Origin of the sequence: Paenibacillus phyllosphaerae, from assembly GCF_014192105.1 — a bacterium.
Taxonomy (GTDB): Bacteria; Bacillota; Bacilli; order Paenibacillales; family Paenibacillaceae; genus Paenibacillus_Z; species Paenibacillus_Z phyllosphaerae.
The window spans coordinates 23,159-39,281 of record NZ_JACHXK010000036.1; the positions used below are offsets into that span (position 1 = coordinate 23,159).

17 protein-coding genes, 1 pseudogene and 1 riboswitch are annotated in these 16,123 nt (G+C 54.0%); of the genes and pseudogenes, 13 read left to right on the forward strand and 5 right to left on the reverse strand.

Annotation, left to right across the window (positions count from 1 at the left end; translation table 11 throughout):
* Window positions 1-36: 36 nt before the first annotated feature.
* Together FHS18_RS32875 and FHS18_RS32880 are read right to left on the reverse strand one after the other, a co-directional pair.
* Complete coding sequence (locus FHS18_RS32875; RefSeq protein ID WP_183604626.1) at window positions 37-1,500, reverse strand: stalk domain-containing protein; 1,464 nt, start codon at window positions 1,498-1,500, stop codon at window positions 37-39.
* A 175-nt stretch (window positions 1,501-1,675) separates the two neighbouring features.
* Window positions 1,676-1,939: pseudogene (locus FHS18_RS32880) on the reverse strand (hypothetical protein); the annotation flags it as partial.
* A gap of 133 nt (window positions 1,940-2,072) precedes the next feature.
* A riboswitch (ZMP/ZTP riboswitch) is annotated at window positions 2,073-2,152 on the forward strand.
* Window positions 2,153-2,222: 70 nt separating this feature from the next.
* Here FHS18_RS32880 and FHS18_RS32885 point away from each other — a divergent pair.
* From FHS18_RS32885 to murI, 6 genes are all read left to right on the forward strand, one after another.
* Window positions 2,223-3,068, forward strand: a complete 846-nt coding sequence (locus tag FHS18_RS32885; protein WP_183604641.1) for a bifunctional 5,10-methylenetetrahydrofolate dehydrogenase/5,10-methenyltetrahydrofolate cyclohydrolase — start codon at window positions 2,223-2,225, stop codon at window positions 3,066-3,068.
* Window positions 3,069-3,184: 116 nt separating this feature from the next.
* Complete coding sequence (locus FHS18_RS32890) at window positions 3,185-3,346, forward strand: hypothetical protein (RefSeq protein ID WP_183604627.1); 162 nt, start codon at window positions 3,185-3,187, stop codon at window positions 3,344-3,346.
* 152 nt (window positions 3,347-3,498) lie between these two features.
* On the forward strand, window positions 3,499-3,873 hold the full coding sequence (locus tag FHS18_RS32895) for a VOC family protein (protein ID WP_183604628.1): 375 nt from the start codon (window positions 3,499-3,501) through the stop codon (window positions 3,871-3,873).
* Between the two features lie 178 nt (window positions 3,874-4,051).
* Complete coding sequence (locus tag FHS18_RS32900) at window positions 4,052-5,329, forward strand: sensor histidine kinase (protein WP_183604629.1); 1,278 nt, start codon at window positions 4,052-4,054, stop codon at window positions 5,327-5,329.
* A complete protein-coding gene (locus tag FHS18_RS32905) occupies window positions 5,326-5,892 on the forward strand; it encodes a GNAT family N-acetyltransferase (RefSeq protein ID WP_183604630.1) in 567 nt (188 codons plus the stop codon). The genes FHS18_RS32900 and FHS18_RS32905 overlap by 4 nt, the downstream gene beginning before the upstream one ends.
* 39 nt (window positions 5,893-5,931) lie before the next feature.
* Window positions 5,932-6,714, forward strand: coding sequence for a glutamate racemase (gene murI / locus FHS18_RS32910; RefSeq protein WP_183604631.1), 783 nt, complete (start codon window positions 5,932-5,934; stop codon window positions 6,712-6,714).
* Window positions 6,715-6,763: 49 nt separating this feature from the next.
* Here the strand turns inward: murI and FHS18_RS32915 are convergent, their stop codons facing one another.
* Window positions 6,764-8,050: a sensor histidine kinase gene (locus FHS18_RS32915; RefSeq protein ID WP_246428048.1), complete on the reverse strand. Its 1,287-nt coding sequence runs from the start codon at window positions 8,048-8,050 to the stop codon at window positions 6,764-6,766.
* A 172-nt stretch (window positions 8,051-8,222) separates the two neighbouring features.
* On the opposite strand from FHS18_RS32915, the gene FHS18_RS32920 reads away from it, so the two are divergent.
* Together FHS18_RS32920 and FHS18_RS32925 are read left to right on the forward strand one after the other, a co-directional pair.
* Complete coding sequence (locus tag FHS18_RS32920) at window positions 8,223-8,768, forward strand: GNAT family N-acetyltransferase (RefSeq protein ID WP_183604632.1); 546 nt, start codon at window positions 8,223-8,225, stop codon at window positions 8,766-8,768.
* 99 nt (window positions 8,769-8,867) lie between these two features.
* Window positions 8,868-9,830: an aldolase catalytic domain-containing protein gene (locus FHS18_RS32925; protein WP_183604633.1), complete on the forward strand. Its 963-nt coding sequence runs from the start codon at window positions 8,868-8,870 to the stop codon at window positions 9,828-9,830.
* Between the two features lie 234 nt (window positions 9,831-10,064).
* On the opposite strand, the gene FHS18_RS32930 is transcribed toward FHS18_RS32925, so the two are convergent.
* Together FHS18_RS32930 and FHS18_RS32935 are read right to left on the reverse strand one after the other, a co-directional pair.
* Window positions 10,065-10,496, reverse strand: coding sequence for an SET domain-containing protein (locus FHS18_RS32930; protein ID WP_183604634.1), 432 nt, complete (start codon window positions 10,494-10,496; stop codon window positions 10,065-10,067).
* Window positions 10,497-10,556: 60 nt separating this feature from the next.
* Window positions 10,557-11,450, reverse strand: coding sequence for a LysR family transcriptional regulator (locus tag FHS18_RS32935; RefSeq protein ID WP_183604635.1), 894 nt, complete (start codon window positions 11,448-11,450; stop codon window positions 10,557-10,559).
* Between the two features lie 125 nt (window positions 11,451-11,575).
* Between FHS18_RS32935 and FHS18_RS32940 the strand changes: the two genes are divergently transcribed.
* The 5 genes from FHS18_RS32940 to FHS18_RS32960 all read left to right on the forward strand — a co-directional run bounded on the left by FHS18_RS32940 (window position 11,576) and on the right by FHS18_RS32960 (window position 15,700).
* Entirely contained in the window at window positions 11,576-12,193 is a 618-nt protein-coding gene (locus tag FHS18_RS32940; protein WP_246428049.1) for an acyl-CoA thioesterase, read from the forward strand.
* Window positions 12,194-12,398: 205 nt separating this feature from the next.
* Window positions 12,399-12,923, forward strand: coding sequence for a stalk domain-containing protein (locus FHS18_RS32945; protein WP_183604636.1), 525 nt, complete (start codon window positions 12,399-12,401; stop codon window positions 12,921-12,923).
* 98 nt (window positions 12,924-13,021) lie between these two features.
* Window positions 13,022-13,621, forward strand: a complete 600-nt coding sequence (locus FHS18_RS32950; RefSeq protein WP_183604637.1) for a hypothetical protein — start codon at window positions 13,022-13,024, stop codon at window positions 13,619-13,621.
* 140 nt (window positions 13,622-13,761) lie between these two features.
* The gene (locus FHS18_RS32955; protein ID WP_246428050.1) at window positions 13,762-15,129 is read left to right on the forward strand and encodes an MATE family efflux transporter; all 1,368 of its coding nucleotides are present in this window, start codon (window positions 13,762-13,764) and stop codon (window positions 15,127-15,129) included.
* Between the two features lie 34 nt (window positions 15,130-15,163).
* On the forward strand, window positions 15,164-15,700 hold the full coding sequence (locus FHS18_RS32960; protein ID WP_183604638.1) for a P-loop NTPase family protein: 537 nt from the start codon (window positions 15,164-15,166) through the stop codon (window positions 15,698-15,700).
* Window positions 15,701-16,123 lie beyond the last annotated feature (423 nt).

Genomic DNA, 16,123 nt, shown 5'->3' on the forward strand with positions numbered 1-16,123 from the left:
GATCGGTGATGGCCGGCTGATCAGCTGTCCTTATTGCTATGGCATCGTGATAATGATCTTCAATTGCTGTTGCGACCATTCGACCTTGGCGCCGAGCTGCTCACTGATGAAACGCAGCGGCAAATACGAGGTGCCGTTCACGCTGAACGGCTTGGTTGCCAGATTGACCGCCTGGCCGTTCAAAGTCGTGTCGCCGCGAAGCGTATCGATGCTGATACTGATCTTCGTTCCGTTCGCGGTCGCCCGCTCGACGGTTGCGATCTTGGTCTCGTTATTGAACGCGATCTTGGCGCCAAGCTTCTCGAATACGGAGCGCAGCGGGACGAATGACTGATTGTTGCGCGTCATGACGCCGCTCGACAAGTAGACGGGCTCGCCGTTGAGCGTAATGGAGATAGGCTCTTGCACCGGGACGGGCGAGAGATGCTCGAATTCATAGTCGCCGTAACCAAGCTCGGCCGCTTTGTTGATCCCATAGCCGAAGAGCGAGCCGTCCGTTTTTTGCATAATCACATGGCGCCAGCCTTCCTTGAAGGAGCTTACGTCTGATGCCAGCAGCTTGAAGGTCGGGTTGGCGGGCATTTTATCCCGTTCGATGCTCGTTTCGTACACTTTGCCGCTGTTCGTCAAGACGAGCATGAAGCGTTCGGCGACCACCGCGTCCTTCACGTCATTGATGGAGGTTAGGCGGGTCGGCGTCTGCTCGTTCAGAGTGGTTCCGTCGGAGAAGCCCGTAATGGTTGCTCCCCAGAACCAGAGGCGCGACTCTTCGTCAATCGCGAGCCTCGAATAATGGCTCTGCTTGAATGACGTAATTGAGGCCAGCCCTTTCAGCTGCGCGGCGGCATGTCCGCTCTGGCCATCCCACGTCCATACGGTACCGTCGCTCTTGAGCGCCATATTGCGGTCGACGTCGATGACATGATCAAGGCCCTTAACCGCGCCGATCGTTGGCTGGGCGCCCGAATTCGACCATACGGTACCGTCCTTCTTCAAATAGACCAACTGCGAGCCGCCGTTGTTCAGCGGATATTGGACATCGAAGGTGGTGAGGTCGATGACGGACGCCAACGCTTCGTTACGTGTTATTTGGCCCAATTCGGGATGTTCATAATCCGCCATCGGAATCGTGTAGACGCTCCCGGTCGTATCGAGCGCGATTAGCTTCTTGCCCAGAGATTGCAGGGAGAGGAGGCCCTTCAGCTCATCGGCCTGCGTAAGGACAGCTTCGCTGCTTGGCGTTTCGCGTGACCAATGCCAGACCGAATTGTCTTCCTGGACGATAAAATGGTACGGAAATGACGCCTTCGCCTCGGTTATGCCTTGCACTTGCGTCGGAACGGACTGGCTGCCGCCCCAGATCCAGTACGAGCCGTCGGTCTTGATGAGCGAGTCCGGCTCATAGGCGCGGATAAGGGAAGCATTGGCTGCCGAGGCGGAAGCCGTCCAAGTTAGCGATACGATGGAAGCTAAGCTTAAGAGTGCGGTCCATTTCTTCATGAAGATAACATCCTCCTTTGACGAATAAAGCCTTGCATGTAACCATTCTCCTCCTCAGACGCCGCTACTCCGCAAAAAGTTACATGAATCGCAGGGGAATGGAAGGAAAAAGGAAGAAGCATCGCCAGCCCGGTTCAATCCGGTGCATACGCCATGCCTCTAAGTGTCCATGCTTTTATTCGATTCGGAATCGCTCCAGATGGGAGGTCAGTCCTTCCCGGCGCAAGATCTCCTTCTGCTTGCTGCCCAGCAAATCAAAATGGGGATACTCATCGCGCCGATGGATATATCCGGGGTTAAGCCCGTTCTCCGTGCACCATGCCGCAAGACGCGCCAAATCCGAGCAGCCCACCTTCGTCACCGTCCGCATATGAGGGAAGCGATCGTCCCGCCAATAGTGGGTCAAGAAGGCAATGCGGCCGCTCGCGACCTCTTGCTTCTCTTGTAATGCCCAGCGCCATTGCCTTGTTCACCTACCTAACCTCACTTTATCATGGACCGGCGAATTTTGCGAAAATGATTGGGAAGGGTTGAAAACGCGACCGATAGCCGTATAATTAGAGGCAGTATAAACGTCGACGCGTAACTGGCGCTGCATGGGGTACCATGAGGGAGCGCGTCGAGGAATCGGCCGTACGCCTGGGCAAAGGTAAGGGGAGCATGACTTCCCTTGCCTTTTTGTGTTTATTATCGCCAAAATACGCAAAAGGTGGATGGGCATGATGGAGAACAAAGTGGTATTGAACGGGACCGTAGTAGCCGATCGGATGAAAGAGCAGCTTCAAGAACGGGTCGCGAAGCTTAGCGCGCAAGGAATCTTACCTTGCCTGGCGACGATCCTCGTCGGCGATGATCCGTCATCGGAGACGTATGTGCGGATGAAAGGCAATGCCTGCAAGCGGCTCGGCATCGATTCGCGGCGCATACATCTGGAAGCGGCCACGACGACGGAGGAGCTGATCGCAGTCATCGAGCAGCTTAATGCAGACGAACAGGTGCATGGCATACTGCTTCAGCACCCGGTGCCCTCCCATATCGACGAGCGTGCGGCATTCGAGGCGATTGCGATAAGCAAGGATGTCGATGGCGTAACGACCTTAGGCTTTGCGCAGAATGCGTTCGGATTGGCCAACTTCCCATCCTGTACCCCGGCAGCGATTATTGCCATACTGGATGACTATGAACTGCCGATCGAAGGCAAGCATGCGGTCGTCGTCGGACGCAGCCCGATTCTCGGTAAACCGGTATCGCTCATGCTGCTGAACCGGAACGCGACCGTTACGATCTGCCATTCGAAGACAGAAGGCTTGGCGAATATCGTAGGCCAGGGCGACATCGTCGTCGCCGCGGTAGGCAGACCGAAGTTCATTCAGGGCAGCTGGATCAAGGAAGGCGCTGTCGTATTGGATGCGGGCTATAACCCGGGCAATGTCGGTGACGTGGACTACGAAGCGTGCCTTACGCGCGCAAGCGCGATAACGCCGGTGCCAGCCGGAGTCGGTCCGGTCACGATTGCGACCTTGCTGAAGCATACCGTCGATGCGGCTGAACTTACCGTCCGCGCATAACGCCCCTTAAGAATTCGCAATTTTTAAGTTGTAAATATTTCCCTCAAGGAATACAATTACTTTGCTTACTATGGGCTTACAGGTAAGTAAACTCGCTGGCAAAGGAGCTGGATTCATTGGAGATCAAGCAAGAGGTATTTACAGTCGAGTATGCAGAACCTCATGCGGAGGTCGTCTATTATCGCGAAATTCAAGCGATCGGCATCGAGGACGCGAAACTGCAAATTCTTCTGCTTCATCCCGGTGCCAACATACGCGCAGTGACCCGGAATGAGTAGCATATGCAAGCCGCAGATGAACGAATGTTCATGTGCGGCTTTTTTAATTCGGCGATGAACATAAACCGATTCTCATATATGGGTAGATATGGTGAAATTATGATAAAATGAAACTTGATTTCGATGAATGAAACAATCGAGGAGGGGTAAATATGAATTTTTCCTATGCGGGCATCGACCATGTCCAACTGGCCGCGCCTCCGAAGCATGAAGCCCAGGCACGGCAGTTCTACGGTGAGCTGCTCGGCTGGCATGAGGTGCCGAAGCCCGAAGAGCTGAAGAAGCGAGGCGGCGTGTGGTTCCAATGCGGTCCGCACCAAGTCCATATCGGCGTCCAGACGGATTTTGTCCCCGCGGCCAAAGCGCATCCCGCTTTTCTCGTGCACCATCTGAACGCGCTGCGCGCACGCTTGGAGCAAGAAGGCGTGAAGGTCGCCTTGGATGATGCAAGGCAGGCGGAAGGCATCGCCCGCTTCTACGTATCTGATCCGTTCGGCAACCGGTTGGAATTCATGGCTTACGGCTAAGCCGGAATGATGTTCTTGCTCATAACAGCATAGGCAGCACCGAACATAAGCGGCGGTGCTGTTTGGCGCGGCTGCAGCCATTCCTTACATTCCCAATTCAACTCGAACCGCAAGGGGAGGAAAAAGCCCGTCGATCACGAACTACATCTATACAGCTGCCGATGAATGAGGGGGATTTATGTTCGAACAGATTCTGCTTCTGGATGTGCTCATTACGCTTGTTCCTACTTTCATCTATGGCATCTTTCACGAGAAGATTGGCAATAATCCATATGCCTTCGGGCTGCTGCAAGGCATCGCTTCCATGCTTTGTCTGGCGATCCCGATCTACGATTACGGGTTGTACTGGGATTTAAGATACATTCCGCTCGTGATCGGTTTCCTGTATGGCGGCCCCAAGGCCGGTCTCATCGTTCTTGCCTGTATCTTAGGCATGCGAACCTACATCGGCGGAGATGCGGTCGTATTCGGTTATATCAGTGCGCTGCTATCAGCTACCGTTCCTTACATACAGAGCAAATCATTCAAGAAGCTGACGGGCCGCGGACGGTTCAAGCGGGCGCTGCTTGTCGGCAGTTGGCCGGGCTTGGTCATGCTGTTCATTCTGACGAGCTATCTGCTCATGCAGGATGTACAAGCGGTAACGCTCGAGCAATTGTTCAAAATCAGTTTCTTCACGCTGGCGCTGTTCTTCGGCCTGACGATCGCGACGACGCTGAACGAGGCGATCATCGAACGCGAGACGATGAAGAAGGAGCTGCTGCGGGCGGAGAAAATCAATACGATCGGGGAGCTTGCGGCGTCGATCGCCCACGAGATCCGCAATCCGCTGACCGTCGTGAAGGGCTTCCTGCAGCTGAACAGCGAGCGTAAGGAGGGGCAGCTCGCTTATATACCGATTATGCTTGAAGAGCTCGGCAGGGCGGAAGCGATCATTAACGATTACTTAAACGTCTCCCGGCCCAAACTGGAGAAAATCGAACGTTTCGAGCTCGCGCCGATGATGGCGAATATGAAAATTCTGCTCGACCCGCTGGCGAATATCGAAGGGGTCATCCTGCTCAGTGATCTGGATGAAGGGCTCTACCTCGAGACCGACCGGGCAAGGCTGCAGCAGGCGTTGATCAATCTGATCAAGAACGCGATCGAAGCGACCCCGTCCGGAGGCGTCGTGACGCTCAGACTGAAGCGAAGAGGCCATGAAGGGGTCATTACGATCGCCGATACGGGTCGCGGCATGAGCGAAGGCGAGCTGAGCCGTCTCGGCACCTTGTTCTATTCGACGAAGGAGAAGGGGACGGGTCTAGGAACTTCGGTATCGCTGCGCATTATCGAGATGATGCACGGACAGATCTCGTTCAAGAGCGAGCTTAACGTCGGGACGGAAATTACCGTCGTTCTGCCGCTGCAGCAGGACGTTCGTCCAAGCAAAGCTAAATTGGGAGGCGTAGGATGAATAGCACTCGGCAATTGGCTCAGAGACGCGTCTCCCTGATCCCGCTGGAAAGCAGTCATACCAAAGGATTGCTGGCGTGCGCAAGGCATCCGGAAGTCTGGAATTATTACCCATTCAAGCTGGAGTCGGAAGAAGATGTGGCTGCTTATGTAAGCAAGGCGATTGCAGCGCGCGAACAAGGGGAGGAACTGCCGTATGTGGTCTGGGATCATGTGCTTCAGCAAATTGTCGGCTGTACGAGACTGCTCCGCATTTCGCCGAAAAATCGCAGCTTAAACATCGGCTCTACGTGGTATATGCCGAAGGTATGGCGTACTCGGGTAAATACGGAATGCAAATACATGCTCCTGCAGTACGCTTTCGAAGAATGGGGAGCCGTGCGCGTCGAGCTGGTGACCACACCGGATAATCTTCGTTCGCAGCGGGCAATCGAACGGCTAGGCGCCGCTTGCGAAGGCCTATCACGCAAGAGGTATAATCAAAGAGACTATATCGTGTATAGTATAATTGACGATCAATGGTCAAGCGTGAAGGAACGGCTGGAAGGATTTCTGTTACCCTAAAATATTTTCTCTTACTATGACTGGAATTTGGTGAACCTAATGCGAATTGCTTTTTTTGACTCTGGGCTTGGCGGATTGACTGTATTGGCTGAGGCGTTAAGGCAGCTGCCCGATGAACAATATTTATACTTCGCAGATACGCTGCATGTCCCTTATGGACCGAAACCGCATGACGAGGTGAAGCGTTATATTCGCGCCTCGATGGAACAGGTGATGAAGGAAGAGGTCAAGGCCGTCGTCATAGCTTGCAATACGGCTACGAGTCTGGCGATCGCTGAGCTTAGGCAGCATTACGATATCCCGATTATCGGCATGGAACCGGCCGTGAAGCCGGCCGTGGAGATGAACCGCGCAAGCGGCAAGCGCGTACTGGTCCTGGCAACGCCGATCACCTTGAGACAGTCCAAATATATCGCCTTGATCTCGCGCGTCGACAATGCGCACATCGTCGATTCGCTGCCGCTGCCCGAGCTGGTGCAATTTTGCGAGGAGCTTTGTTTTGATCAGGCGACGATTCGCGCTTACTTCGAAGAGAAGCTGTCCGCATTCGATCTGAGGGCTTACGGTACGCTCGTGCTGGGCTGCACGCATTTTCCATTCTACCGCGAGTTGTTGCGTGAGTTTCTGCCGGGACATATCCAATTGGTGGACGGCAGCAAAGGAACGGTGAATCGCTTGGTCGAGGTCCTTGCCGCTGAGCGTCTGCTCGAAAGCGGGGGACAAGGCGAGGTTCGTTATCAGTGTTCCAGTGGGGATGAAGCGTATATCGCCCGGATGAAGCGGGCGCTTGCGATCTATCAGAATACGATGAAGCAAGTGTAACGATGAGCTGTTGGCCATGCAGGACGAAACCCTGCATGGCCATTTTGTTTTAGTTTTTCGCGCGCCGGACTTGTAGGGGTCTGGCCAGCGGCAGCCATATCGTAAAGCTGGTTCCCGCCTCCGGCACGCTATGAACTTGAACCGATCCATCCATTGAACGAATCAGCTGATAGGAAAAGGTGAGGCCAAGTCCGGTGCCGCTCGTCTTGGTCGAATAATAGATCGACCCTAGCCGCCTGACTTGCTCTTCGGTCATTCCGATGCCGTTATCCTGGATGAGCAGCGAGACGGATTTGTTCGTCAGCTGCAACGACAGCGTCACCTTGCCGCGATCTCTCTCCGAGCAGGCCTCAATGGCATTCTTCGTGAAATTGACCAGCATCTGCTTCATTTCCGTGGCGGTGGCCGTAAGCCAGACCGGCTTGGGCGGGAGCTGTCCGCAGTTCAGAACGACATTATGCATCGTGGCATACGGGGTCATGAGCTCGATGACCGCGGCTAACTGCGGGACAAGATCGATCTGCTCGCGATGCTGCGAGAGCGGTTTGGAGATGGCCAAGTAATCCGTAAGAATCTGCTCGGTTCGCTTGATTTCCTCGATGCTGATATCGATGAAGCGCTCTACTTTCTCTGGCGAGGCTCGATGATCGCGGATCAGCTTCAGGAACCCGAGCACGGTAGTGAGGGGATTCCTCACTTCATGCGCCATGGATGCGGCCACTTGGCCGATCGCTTCCGCTTTCTCATTGTGGATGAGACGCAGCTGCAGCTCCTTGTCCGCGACGGATTTGTTGAACAGCGAGATGAGCAACCCTATGCCGAATGAATTCTGGACAGGTATCACAAGGATATGGAATTCAAGATTGTTCAGTACGTAAACGGGATGCATGAGGTATAGAACGACAAGCGGTATGGCGGAGAAACCCAGTCCTGCTGTAACAAGCGTCCAGACGTTGCCCATCCTGCGCCGATACAGCTGGCTCATGTACACGGAGAACGGGAACGTGATCGCTAGAATGATTATGGCAGGGAGCAGCCCGGTGCCGCCAATATACAGCCGGTACATCATGAATTCGACCAACAGAATGAAGCCGGTCGACAAGCCTCCGAACAGCAGGCCGAAGAACATAATGACATACCTGGCATCGAATAAAATCCCTTCTTGGACAGTCGAAGGAAAGGTCATGGAGGCGAACAGGCAGACCATGCTGGTAATCAGAATAAACACTCTCGAATAGTTCTCGTCCCTGCCCTGGTAATAAATATGGTAGAAAACAAATGGAGAGAGCGCGATAACCAGCTGCAAGAGTAAATCTTTCACGTGCTCGATTGTCAATCACCCTCCTCGATTATAATCGCTTAGGCCTGTATGTATCTTCGACATTACTGTATAAAACCCCTTGATTTTGTAATCTTTTTGTAAAATGATGTCGAACGGTACGGGTTGAAGCGTTCACGCCGATGATGCTACAATTTGGACATCCTATTAATATCGGAGGCAAGGTTTCATGGTATCCTACACCATTCATAAGCCGGACTTATCGGCACGGATAAAAGTCAGGCAAGCGGTGCCATCCGACACGAAAGCGGTACAGGAGCTGCTCTTGCAGACGGCTAGATGGCTGCAGAGCAAAGGTTCTACGCAGTGGGGCGCGCTGCTGAGCGGACAGGACGGACATAATATGGCTGGCGCGATCACGCGCGGCGAGGTGTTCGTCTTTGAAGCGGGAGAAGCGCTGGCGGGCACCTTCATACTGATGCAGGAGCCGAGCCAGTGGGATCTGGACTTATGGGGCGACGAGGCATCCGGCTGCTCGTCCGCCATCTACTTGCATCGTCTGGCGATCAATCGGGAATTCTCCGGCGGCGGACTGGGCGAAGCGATGATGAGATGGGCGGAAGAAGGCGTCAGCTTCACGGGCAAAGACCGGATCAGACTGGACTGCATCGCCAGCAATGCAACGCTGAATCGCTTCTACAGCGGGCTTGGCTATACATTCAAAGGAGAGCGGGATGGCTTCTGCCTTTATGAGAAAGAGACTGCAACGGCATAACGTTGCAACGCTTTTATGCATAAAAGCGTTGCGTTCGCCAATGTATTCAAGTATGATGGGTAAAAAAGACACTTGCCTAGCAGAAGGAGTTTTATCGCCATGAATTCGAAAACAAGTCATTGCAAAATCGTTGACTGCACGATCCGCGACGGCGGACTCGTCAATAACTGGGATTTTAGCGTCGAGTTCGTTCAGCATCTGTACAACTGCCTGAACGACGCAGGCGTTGAGTATATGGAAATCGGCTACAAGAACTCGCCGAAACTGCTCAAGGGCGCCGACAGCGCCGGTCCATGGCGTTTCCTGGACGATGAATTCCTGCGGAAAGTCATTCCGCAGAAGCTGAACACGAAGCTGTCCGCGCTGGTGGATATCGGCCGCGTCGATGAGAACGACATTCTTCCGCGCGAGCAGAGCATGCTCGATCTGATCCGCGTCGCGTGCTACATTCAGGATGTAGACAAGGCGCTCGAGCTTGTGCAGCTGTTCCACGACCGCGGCTACGAGACGACGCTGAACATTATGGCGCTCTCGAACGTCATGGAGCATCAGCTGCTCGAAGCGTTTGAGCAGATCAACAACAGCGTTGTCGACGTCGTGTACATCGTCGATTCCTACGGCTCGCTGAAGCCGAACGACTTCAGCCACCTGGTCGACAAGTTCCGTACGCATCTGCCGAACAAGCGTCTGGGCGTTCATACGCACAACAACATGCAGCTGGCATTCGCGAACACGCTGATCGCAGCGGAGAAAGGCGTCGAGCTTCTCGATGCTTCCGTCTACGGCATGGGCCGCGCGGCAGGCAACTGCACAACAGAGCTGCTCGTTGCGAACTTGAAGAATCCGAAGTACAAACTGCGTCCTGTGCTCGATATGATCGAGACGTACATGATTCCGCTCCGCGAGAAGGAAGAGTGGGGCTATATCATTCCTTACATGATTACAGGCATGCTCGATGAGCATCCGCGTTCGGCGATGGCGCTTCGCGATACGCCGGATAAAGATAAGAGCGTTGATTTCTACGACAAGCTGACGACGCCTGAAGTGTCGCACAGCAAATAATCGTTTGCTTCAACGTCTAGGAGGCCGCCCGCGAGGGCGGCTTTTCTGCGCTTCAAGGCCTACAAGAGTACGGAACGAGCGAATAAACTTGAACGTTGCAGGCTGGATTGCGCAAGACGATATTGCCGGAAGTAGAGGTGCGATAACGTTATGATCGGAAGGCTGCCGAAATAACGACAAAGCTGCCCTGGTTATCCCAGTGGCAGCTTTGTTCGAGTACGTATGGAAAACTAGTTATTTACCGTTCACTTCTTGCTGTTCGTCCTCGTCTTCTTCTTCATCTTCGTCTTGATCCTCGTTAAACCACAACGGATCGTCATTATCGACCTCGCCATTATAGTTAATGAGTAACTCTTCCCCGGCTTTAATATCCTTATAAGCATAGAAATCGACCGTGTGCTGATCGAAATTCAACTCGTAGTAGGTATTCGGCTCGTAGGAGTGGTTGAAGAGCATGCCGTAGCCGAGCAGCAATGCGGAATGGTTCGCACCGTAATTGAAGGCGTAATCTGCCAGCAGCGTCTTCTCGATATGCTCATGCTGTTCATTCGGGTAAGGAATGACCGGCGCTTCATGGAACAGCGTACCTTGTGGAATATCCTGCTTGGCGAATACGCCGCGGTTAAATTCGCCGTCGCTAAGCGGCGATTGTTTGACTTCGATCATGAATGTTGGTCACCTTTTATGTTTATAGTCTTACGTCATCATTATACCGCAATCGCCCCGTTAAGAAAGCCCCGACAATTCCGCCTGGACGACGCGAATCCATTCCCGCGCTGCAAAAGACAAATATTTGTCCTTCCGCCAGACCATCGACAGCTGCCAAGGAATGACCGGCTGCCGAATCGGGATGGCTGCGAATCGCCTGGGATCCAGCTGCTTGCTTATCCCTTCGGGCAACAGGGTAACGCCGTACTTCGCCGCGACCATCTCGGTCATGAAGTCCCACTGCGAGCTCTCGAGAACGATTCTCGGGGTGAAGCCCGCGCGTTGGCAATGCTCGATGATGAGATGATGCAAGGTGAAATCATTGCGGAACATAATAAAAGCTTCCTGCTCAAGCTGCGCGAGCGATACGGATTCCAGCTGCGCGAGCGGATGCTGGACATGGACGACCAGCTGCAAATTCTCGTGCATGCACGGTACGATATGGAACTGCTCCTCCTCCTTGACAGGGAGGATGACCATGCTGAAATCGAGGTCGCCGTGCAGCACGTCCTGCTCGAGGCTCTTGCCGCCTTGTTCGATGACGTGAAGCTGAATCTGCGGGTAGTTGGACAAGAACTTCTCGATAATCGAAGGGAGGAAATAACCGCCGATCATCGGGGGAATCCCTAGCCGCAGCGTGCCCTTCTTGAGCGTGACGACCTCCTCGAGCTCGCTCGTCATATGCTCGACCGATTGGAGTACCTGCTTGGCCGAGCGCAGAATGGTCCAGCCGGCGTCCGTTAGCGCGATTTGTTTGGCCGAGCGGTCGATGAGCTGGACGCCGAGCTCTTCCTCCAGCAAGCGGACCATCTTAGATAGCGAAGGCTGCGTAATATGCAGCTGTCTTGCGGCTTGCGTGAAGCTGCCGGCTTCGGCGACAGCCGTAAAATAGTGCAATTGTTTCAAGTCCATGACTCTTCTCCGTTGGTGTCAAGTATAGTGAAAAGGAATGAAACCTATGCGATATATGTATTTTACCTATACATGAGTCGCGTGTAAACTAAGCGTTACCCAACAACTTGAGAGAAGGTACAACAATGAAAATGCTAAAAGAAATTATTGATATCCCCTTGTCGGTTAGATCCTCGTCCGACTCGTTAACGATAAAAGACTCGATCGTCCTGCCCCCGGATACGAACCATCATGGAACGATTTTCGGCGGTAAGCTGATGGCCTATATCGACGATGTGGCGACGATCGCCGCGACGCGCCATGCCCGCCGCCCGGTCGTAACCGCGTCGACCGATTCGGTCGATTTCCTCCATCCGGTGAAGAAAGGCGATGCCGTCAGCCTGACCGCGTTCGTGACCTGGACGCACAAAACGTCCATGGAGGTGTTCGTCCGCGTCGTAACCGAGGATCTGTTGACCGGCCAGCGCAAGGTGTGCGCAACGTCCTTCCTTACGTTCGTCGCGCTTGGCGATGATGACCGCCCGACTCTGGTGCCAGCAGTAGTGCCGGAGACCGACGAAGAGCGGCTGTTGTTCGAGACCGCGCCGGAGCGGAAGGAAGCACGGAAGATCCGCCGCCAGGAAAGCAAGCATTTTGCCAGCTATATGGGAACGGAATATGCCTTCCACGAATCGAAGCGGCATGCCAGAAGAGAGCAGAAACAAACTAGCGGCTACGAATTGGCATGGGATGCGGAATGGTAATCTAGAACAAGCCCAAAGACCTATATTACCCAGCCCGAACCGCCCTTGAATCGGTAATATTGACCCTTAAGCGACGAATTTCGCCGTTTAAGGGATTTATTTTTTTATCTTGAATTTGTCGTTTCAAACGATTTTTGACTGGTGTATATCCTAAGTGTCAAGCGATATTCATTGCAGGTCAAGATGACTAAAGGGAGAGATGAGAATGATGGGTTTACGTTCAAAGGTTGGTATGGGTCTGCTGGCCATGACGCTGCTGGTGCCGACAATGGCTTCCGCTGCAGAGGAGACAACGACGGATTCTTCCACTACGGTAGTCGTTAACGGTACTGAATTCCCGGCGGTCAAGAACATGACGATTACGATGTGGCTTGGCAGCATGGTGATGGACATTAACGGCGAGCGCACCGTGACGATGGACGTCGTTCCCGAGATCATCAACCAAATGACCTATGTGCCGCTCAAATATTTCGCGGACGCGATCGGCGCAGAGCTGACTTGGAGCGAGAATGGCGTCTACACGACGCTGACGACGGATGAACTGACCGCTTCCTTCAAGCATGGCGATACGGTCATTATGGTGAATGGCGCAGAGGTAGAGCTTGGGGCTTACATAGGAGAAAAAGACGGACGCACCCTCGTGCCGATCCGCGCGCTCGGTTCCTTACTGGGCTGGACAATCGGATACGAGCTGGATGGCACGATCTACTTGACCAAAGCATTCAAATAAGACATATCAGAAAGCGTCTGCTAATCGAGCAGGCGCTTTTGTACATAGGGGCGATTGTCGTATAGTAACTGTAGATACGTGGAGGAGGCGTTACACGGATGAAGGTGAAGAACGAACAGCTTGAAGACCTGATCGTTAAGCTTCGTGCAAGGGAGGAAGCGGCGCCGCTTTCGCCTAAGCAGCCATGGCGTGAGGAACTCGACACGGACATTGCCGCACTGGTATTGGCCGAGCCTCGCGGTACGCTGGCGATTGCGCTCAAATGCGGCCTGCATCTGCTCAATGACAGCATTGACCTTGCGCACGGCTATGCGCAACAGATCGAGCATGATGCGACAGGCGCATACTGGCACGGCATTATTCACCACATGGAGCATGACTACAGCAATGCAAAGTATTGGCTGTACGCTTCAGGCAAGCACGCGGCGTCCCGGCAGCTTGAGGAGCAAGCGTTCCGATGGCTGAAGGAAGAGAGCGACTGGACGTCTGCGGCGGAAGGCAAAGTGAAGGATGCGATCGAGGGCCTTGCGGCCGGTTCCCGATGGAACGCGCTGTTGTTCGTAGACGCCATTGCGCTGCAGGAGAGCGGTGTCGGCTCGGAGCAGACGTATCGGATTTTGCAGCATGTGCAGGGGATTGAAATCCAAGCGCTGTTCGACTACACGCTGGCAGCGGCGGTGCAAGCCGGTCAGGCGTAACTTAACGAGGCCTTTATAGAGGCTCCCGGCGACCTGAGAATCTTTAATTTCTATAGGATCGCCTATACTTTATGCGGTACAGGCATGGCGAATCGAGTGCTATAATGCCCATACGACATTGGTGCAAAGGACTCGAAGCCATGACTTTACACTCCGCCAGGCAGCGTGAACGCATGCCGAATTTATTCGCCTTAACGTGGCCCATCTTCATTGAGCTGGCGCTGCATATGCTGATGGGTATCGTCGATACCTATATGCTAGGCCAATATGATGACAATGCGGTCGCGGCCGTCGGCGTCGTCAATCAGCTGAACAACACGATGAACCTGCTGTTTACCGTTGTGGGGGCCGGCACGACAATTCTGATCGCCCGCAAGCTTGGAGCAGGCGACCGCAGCGGTGTGCCTCGTTTCGCTGCCTCGGCGCTCACGATGAATTTGGTCTTCGGCCTGCTCGTCAGTATTCTGCTGCTATCGACCGGACGACCCATCCTGCGCGTAATGGGGCTGCAGGACGAACTCATGCCTTATGCGGTACCTTATTTGAACCTGACAGGCGGACTGATCTTCGTGCAGGCGCTGCTGCTTACCGCATCGGCAGGACTGAAGAGCCATGGTCTGACGCGGCAAGTGATGCTTGTCTCCGTCTTCATGAACGTTATCCATGTACTCGGCAACTATATCGCGCTCCATGGGTTCTTAGGCATTCCGGTGTACGGCGTTCAAGGCGTAGCGGTATCAACCGTCTGTAGCCGCGCCGTCGGATTCATACTCATGTTGGTTCTGCTGCTGCGAGTGCTGGACCACAAGCCGGCATGGTCCGATTATATACGCCTTCGCGTGCAACATATGAAGGAACTGCTCGGGATCGGCATCCCGTCGGCCGGCGAACAGCTGTCCTATAACATATCGCAGCTCGTCATTACCGGATTTATCGCGACGCTCGGCGTTACGGCGATGATTACGCGCGTGTACACGTTCCATATTATTTATCTCATTACGCTATTCTCGCTAGCGATCGCGCAAGGGACGCAAATTCTGGTCGCCCGGCTGATCGGTGCCCAGGACCGGGACGGCGCATACCGGGTCGGCTTCCGCAGCCTCGCGTTCGGCATTGGCATCAGCTTAATCATGGCCGGCTTCTACAATCTGATCGGCGGCATGCTGCTCGGGCTGTTCACCGATAATCAGGAGGTCATCGCGCTTGGGCGCAAACTGCTGTTGCTTGCGTTCCTGCTTGAGCCGGGCCGGGCGTTCAACTTAATTCTCATCAGCGCGCTTCGAGCGGCGGGAGACGTCCGGTATCCGGTATATGTCGGCATCGTCTTCATGTGGGGTCTTGCGGTGCCTTCCGCGTATTTGTTCGGCATTCATCTCGATATGGGCTTGTACGGGATTCTGTCGGCCTTCGTCGTCGACGAGTGGGTACGGGGGATCCTGATGGCGTACCGTTGGCGCAAGCGGAAGTGGGCGGCGCTTCAGCAGACGGGGGTTCCCGCTGCGAGTTAATATGTTTGTTTTTCTGTAGGGAGTCAATCGAGGCATGTCCAAAATCCTAATTATCGGTATCGTAGCCAGCGGCAAAACGACGTTGGCCAGAGAATTGTCCGCGAAGCTGAATATCCCGTGGCATGAACTAGATTCCATCGTGCATCCTCAAACGTCATCCGGACGAACGAAGCGCACAGCGGATGAGCAAGTTGAGGTTCTAGCGGATCTCGATCGTCAGGGACCTTGGATCTTCGAAGGCACGGATCGGGAGTCATACCAATGCTTATATGCGATGGCCGATACCGTCATTTTCCTAGACCCTCCCTTATGGAAGCGGAGGATCCGGATCTTCACCCGTTTCGTGAAGCAGAATCTGGGGATGGAGAGCTGTCATTACACACCGGACTTATCCATGTTAAAAATGATGTACAAGTGGACGCGCGACTTCGAGCAAAATCGCAGCCGATTCGAGGCCAAACTATCCCATTACGAAGCGAAGCTGATCCGGTTGAAGGATAACCGTCAGCTGAAAGAGGTTCTAGTTCAAATAAGTTTGAACTCGGCAAACGTACGGCAGCAGCTCACATAAATAAGAAACGACCACCAACGGCATGAGCCCGTGGTGGTCGTTTGTCTTCATAAGAAGAAAGTCAGCGTGTCCACAAAGTGGACGTCAAGCGAGAGTCAGCTCATAAGCCGCCATATGCTCAAACGCGCCAGGTCATCTCCCCAAGGCAAAACGTAACGAACGAAGCTCGAACGGAGAGCTTTGTCCCCGCGGCGGTTGCCACAAGCAATGCGCCACGGGGACAAAAGCGGGCCAAGCTCGACAGGACACATCGAAGACGGCCGCGTAACGAGTCGCGCTAATTACGGGTGTCCAGAGGGCGGTTGCCCTCTGGTTCCCCTCCAATGGAGGGCAATGCTGTCAGGTTAAGCTTTACAGGCTTCTGCGCTTCTTAATTGAGTAGCTATTCCCATCCGGTTGTTTCTTCCTAGGGAAGGAACGACC

Coding starts and splice junctions, on each gene's coding strand:
- FHS18_RS32875 (WP_183604626.1), bottom strand. CDS start 1,500: ATGAAGAAATGGACCGCACTCTTAAGCTTAGCTTCCATCGTATCGCTA.
- FHS18_RS32885 (WP_183604641.1), top strand. CDS start 2,223: ATGGAGAACAAAGTGGTATTGAACGGGACCGTAGTAGCCGATCGGATG.
- FHS18_RS32895 (WP_183604628.1), top strand. CDS start 3,499: ATGAATTTTTCCTATGCGGGCATCGACCATGTCCAACTGGCCGCGCCT.
- FHS18_RS32900 (WP_183604629.1), top strand. CDS start 4,052: ATGTTCGAACAGATTCTGCTTCTGGATGTGCTCATTACGCTTGTTCCT.
- FHS18_RS32905 (WP_183604630.1), top strand. CDS start 5,326: ATGAATAGCACTCGGCAATTGGCTCAGAGACGCGTCTCCCTGATCCCG.
- murI (WP_183604631.1), top strand. CDS start 5,932: ATGCGAATTGCTTTTTTTGACTCTGGGCTTGGCGGATTGACTGTATTG.
- FHS18_RS32920 (WP_183604632.1), top strand. CDS start 8,223: ATGGTATCCTACACCATTCATAAGCCGGACTTATCGGCACGGATAAAA.
- FHS18_RS32925 (WP_183604633.1), top strand. CDS start 8,868: ATGAATTCGAAAACAAGTCATTGCAAAATCGTTGACTGCACGATCCGC.
- FHS18_RS32930 (WP_183604634.1), bottom strand. CDS start 10,496: ATGATCGAAGTCAAACAATCGCCGCTTAGCGACGGCGAATTTAACCGC.
- FHS18_RS32935 (WP_183604635.1), bottom strand. CDS start 11,450: ATGGACTTGAAACAATTGCACTATTTTACGGCTGTCGCCGAAGCCGGC.
- FHS18_RS32940 (WP_246428049.1), top strand. CDS start 11,576: ATGAAAATGCTAAAAGAAATTATTGATATCCCCTTGTCGGTTAGATCC.
- FHS18_RS32945 (WP_183604636.1), top strand. CDS start 12,399: ATGATGGGTTTACGTTCAAAGGTTGGTATGGGTCTGCTGGCCATGACG.
- FHS18_RS32950 (WP_183604637.1), top strand. CDS start 13,022: ATGAAGGTGAAGAACGAACAGCTTGAAGACCTGATCGTTAAGCTTCGT.
- FHS18_RS32955 (WP_246428050.1), top strand. CDS start 13,762: ATGACTTTACACTCCGCCAGGCAGCGTGAACGCATGCCGAATTTATTC.
- FHS18_RS32960 (WP_183604638.1), top strand. CDS start 15,164: ATGTCCAAAATCCTAATTATCGGTATCGTAGCCAGCGGCAAAACGACG.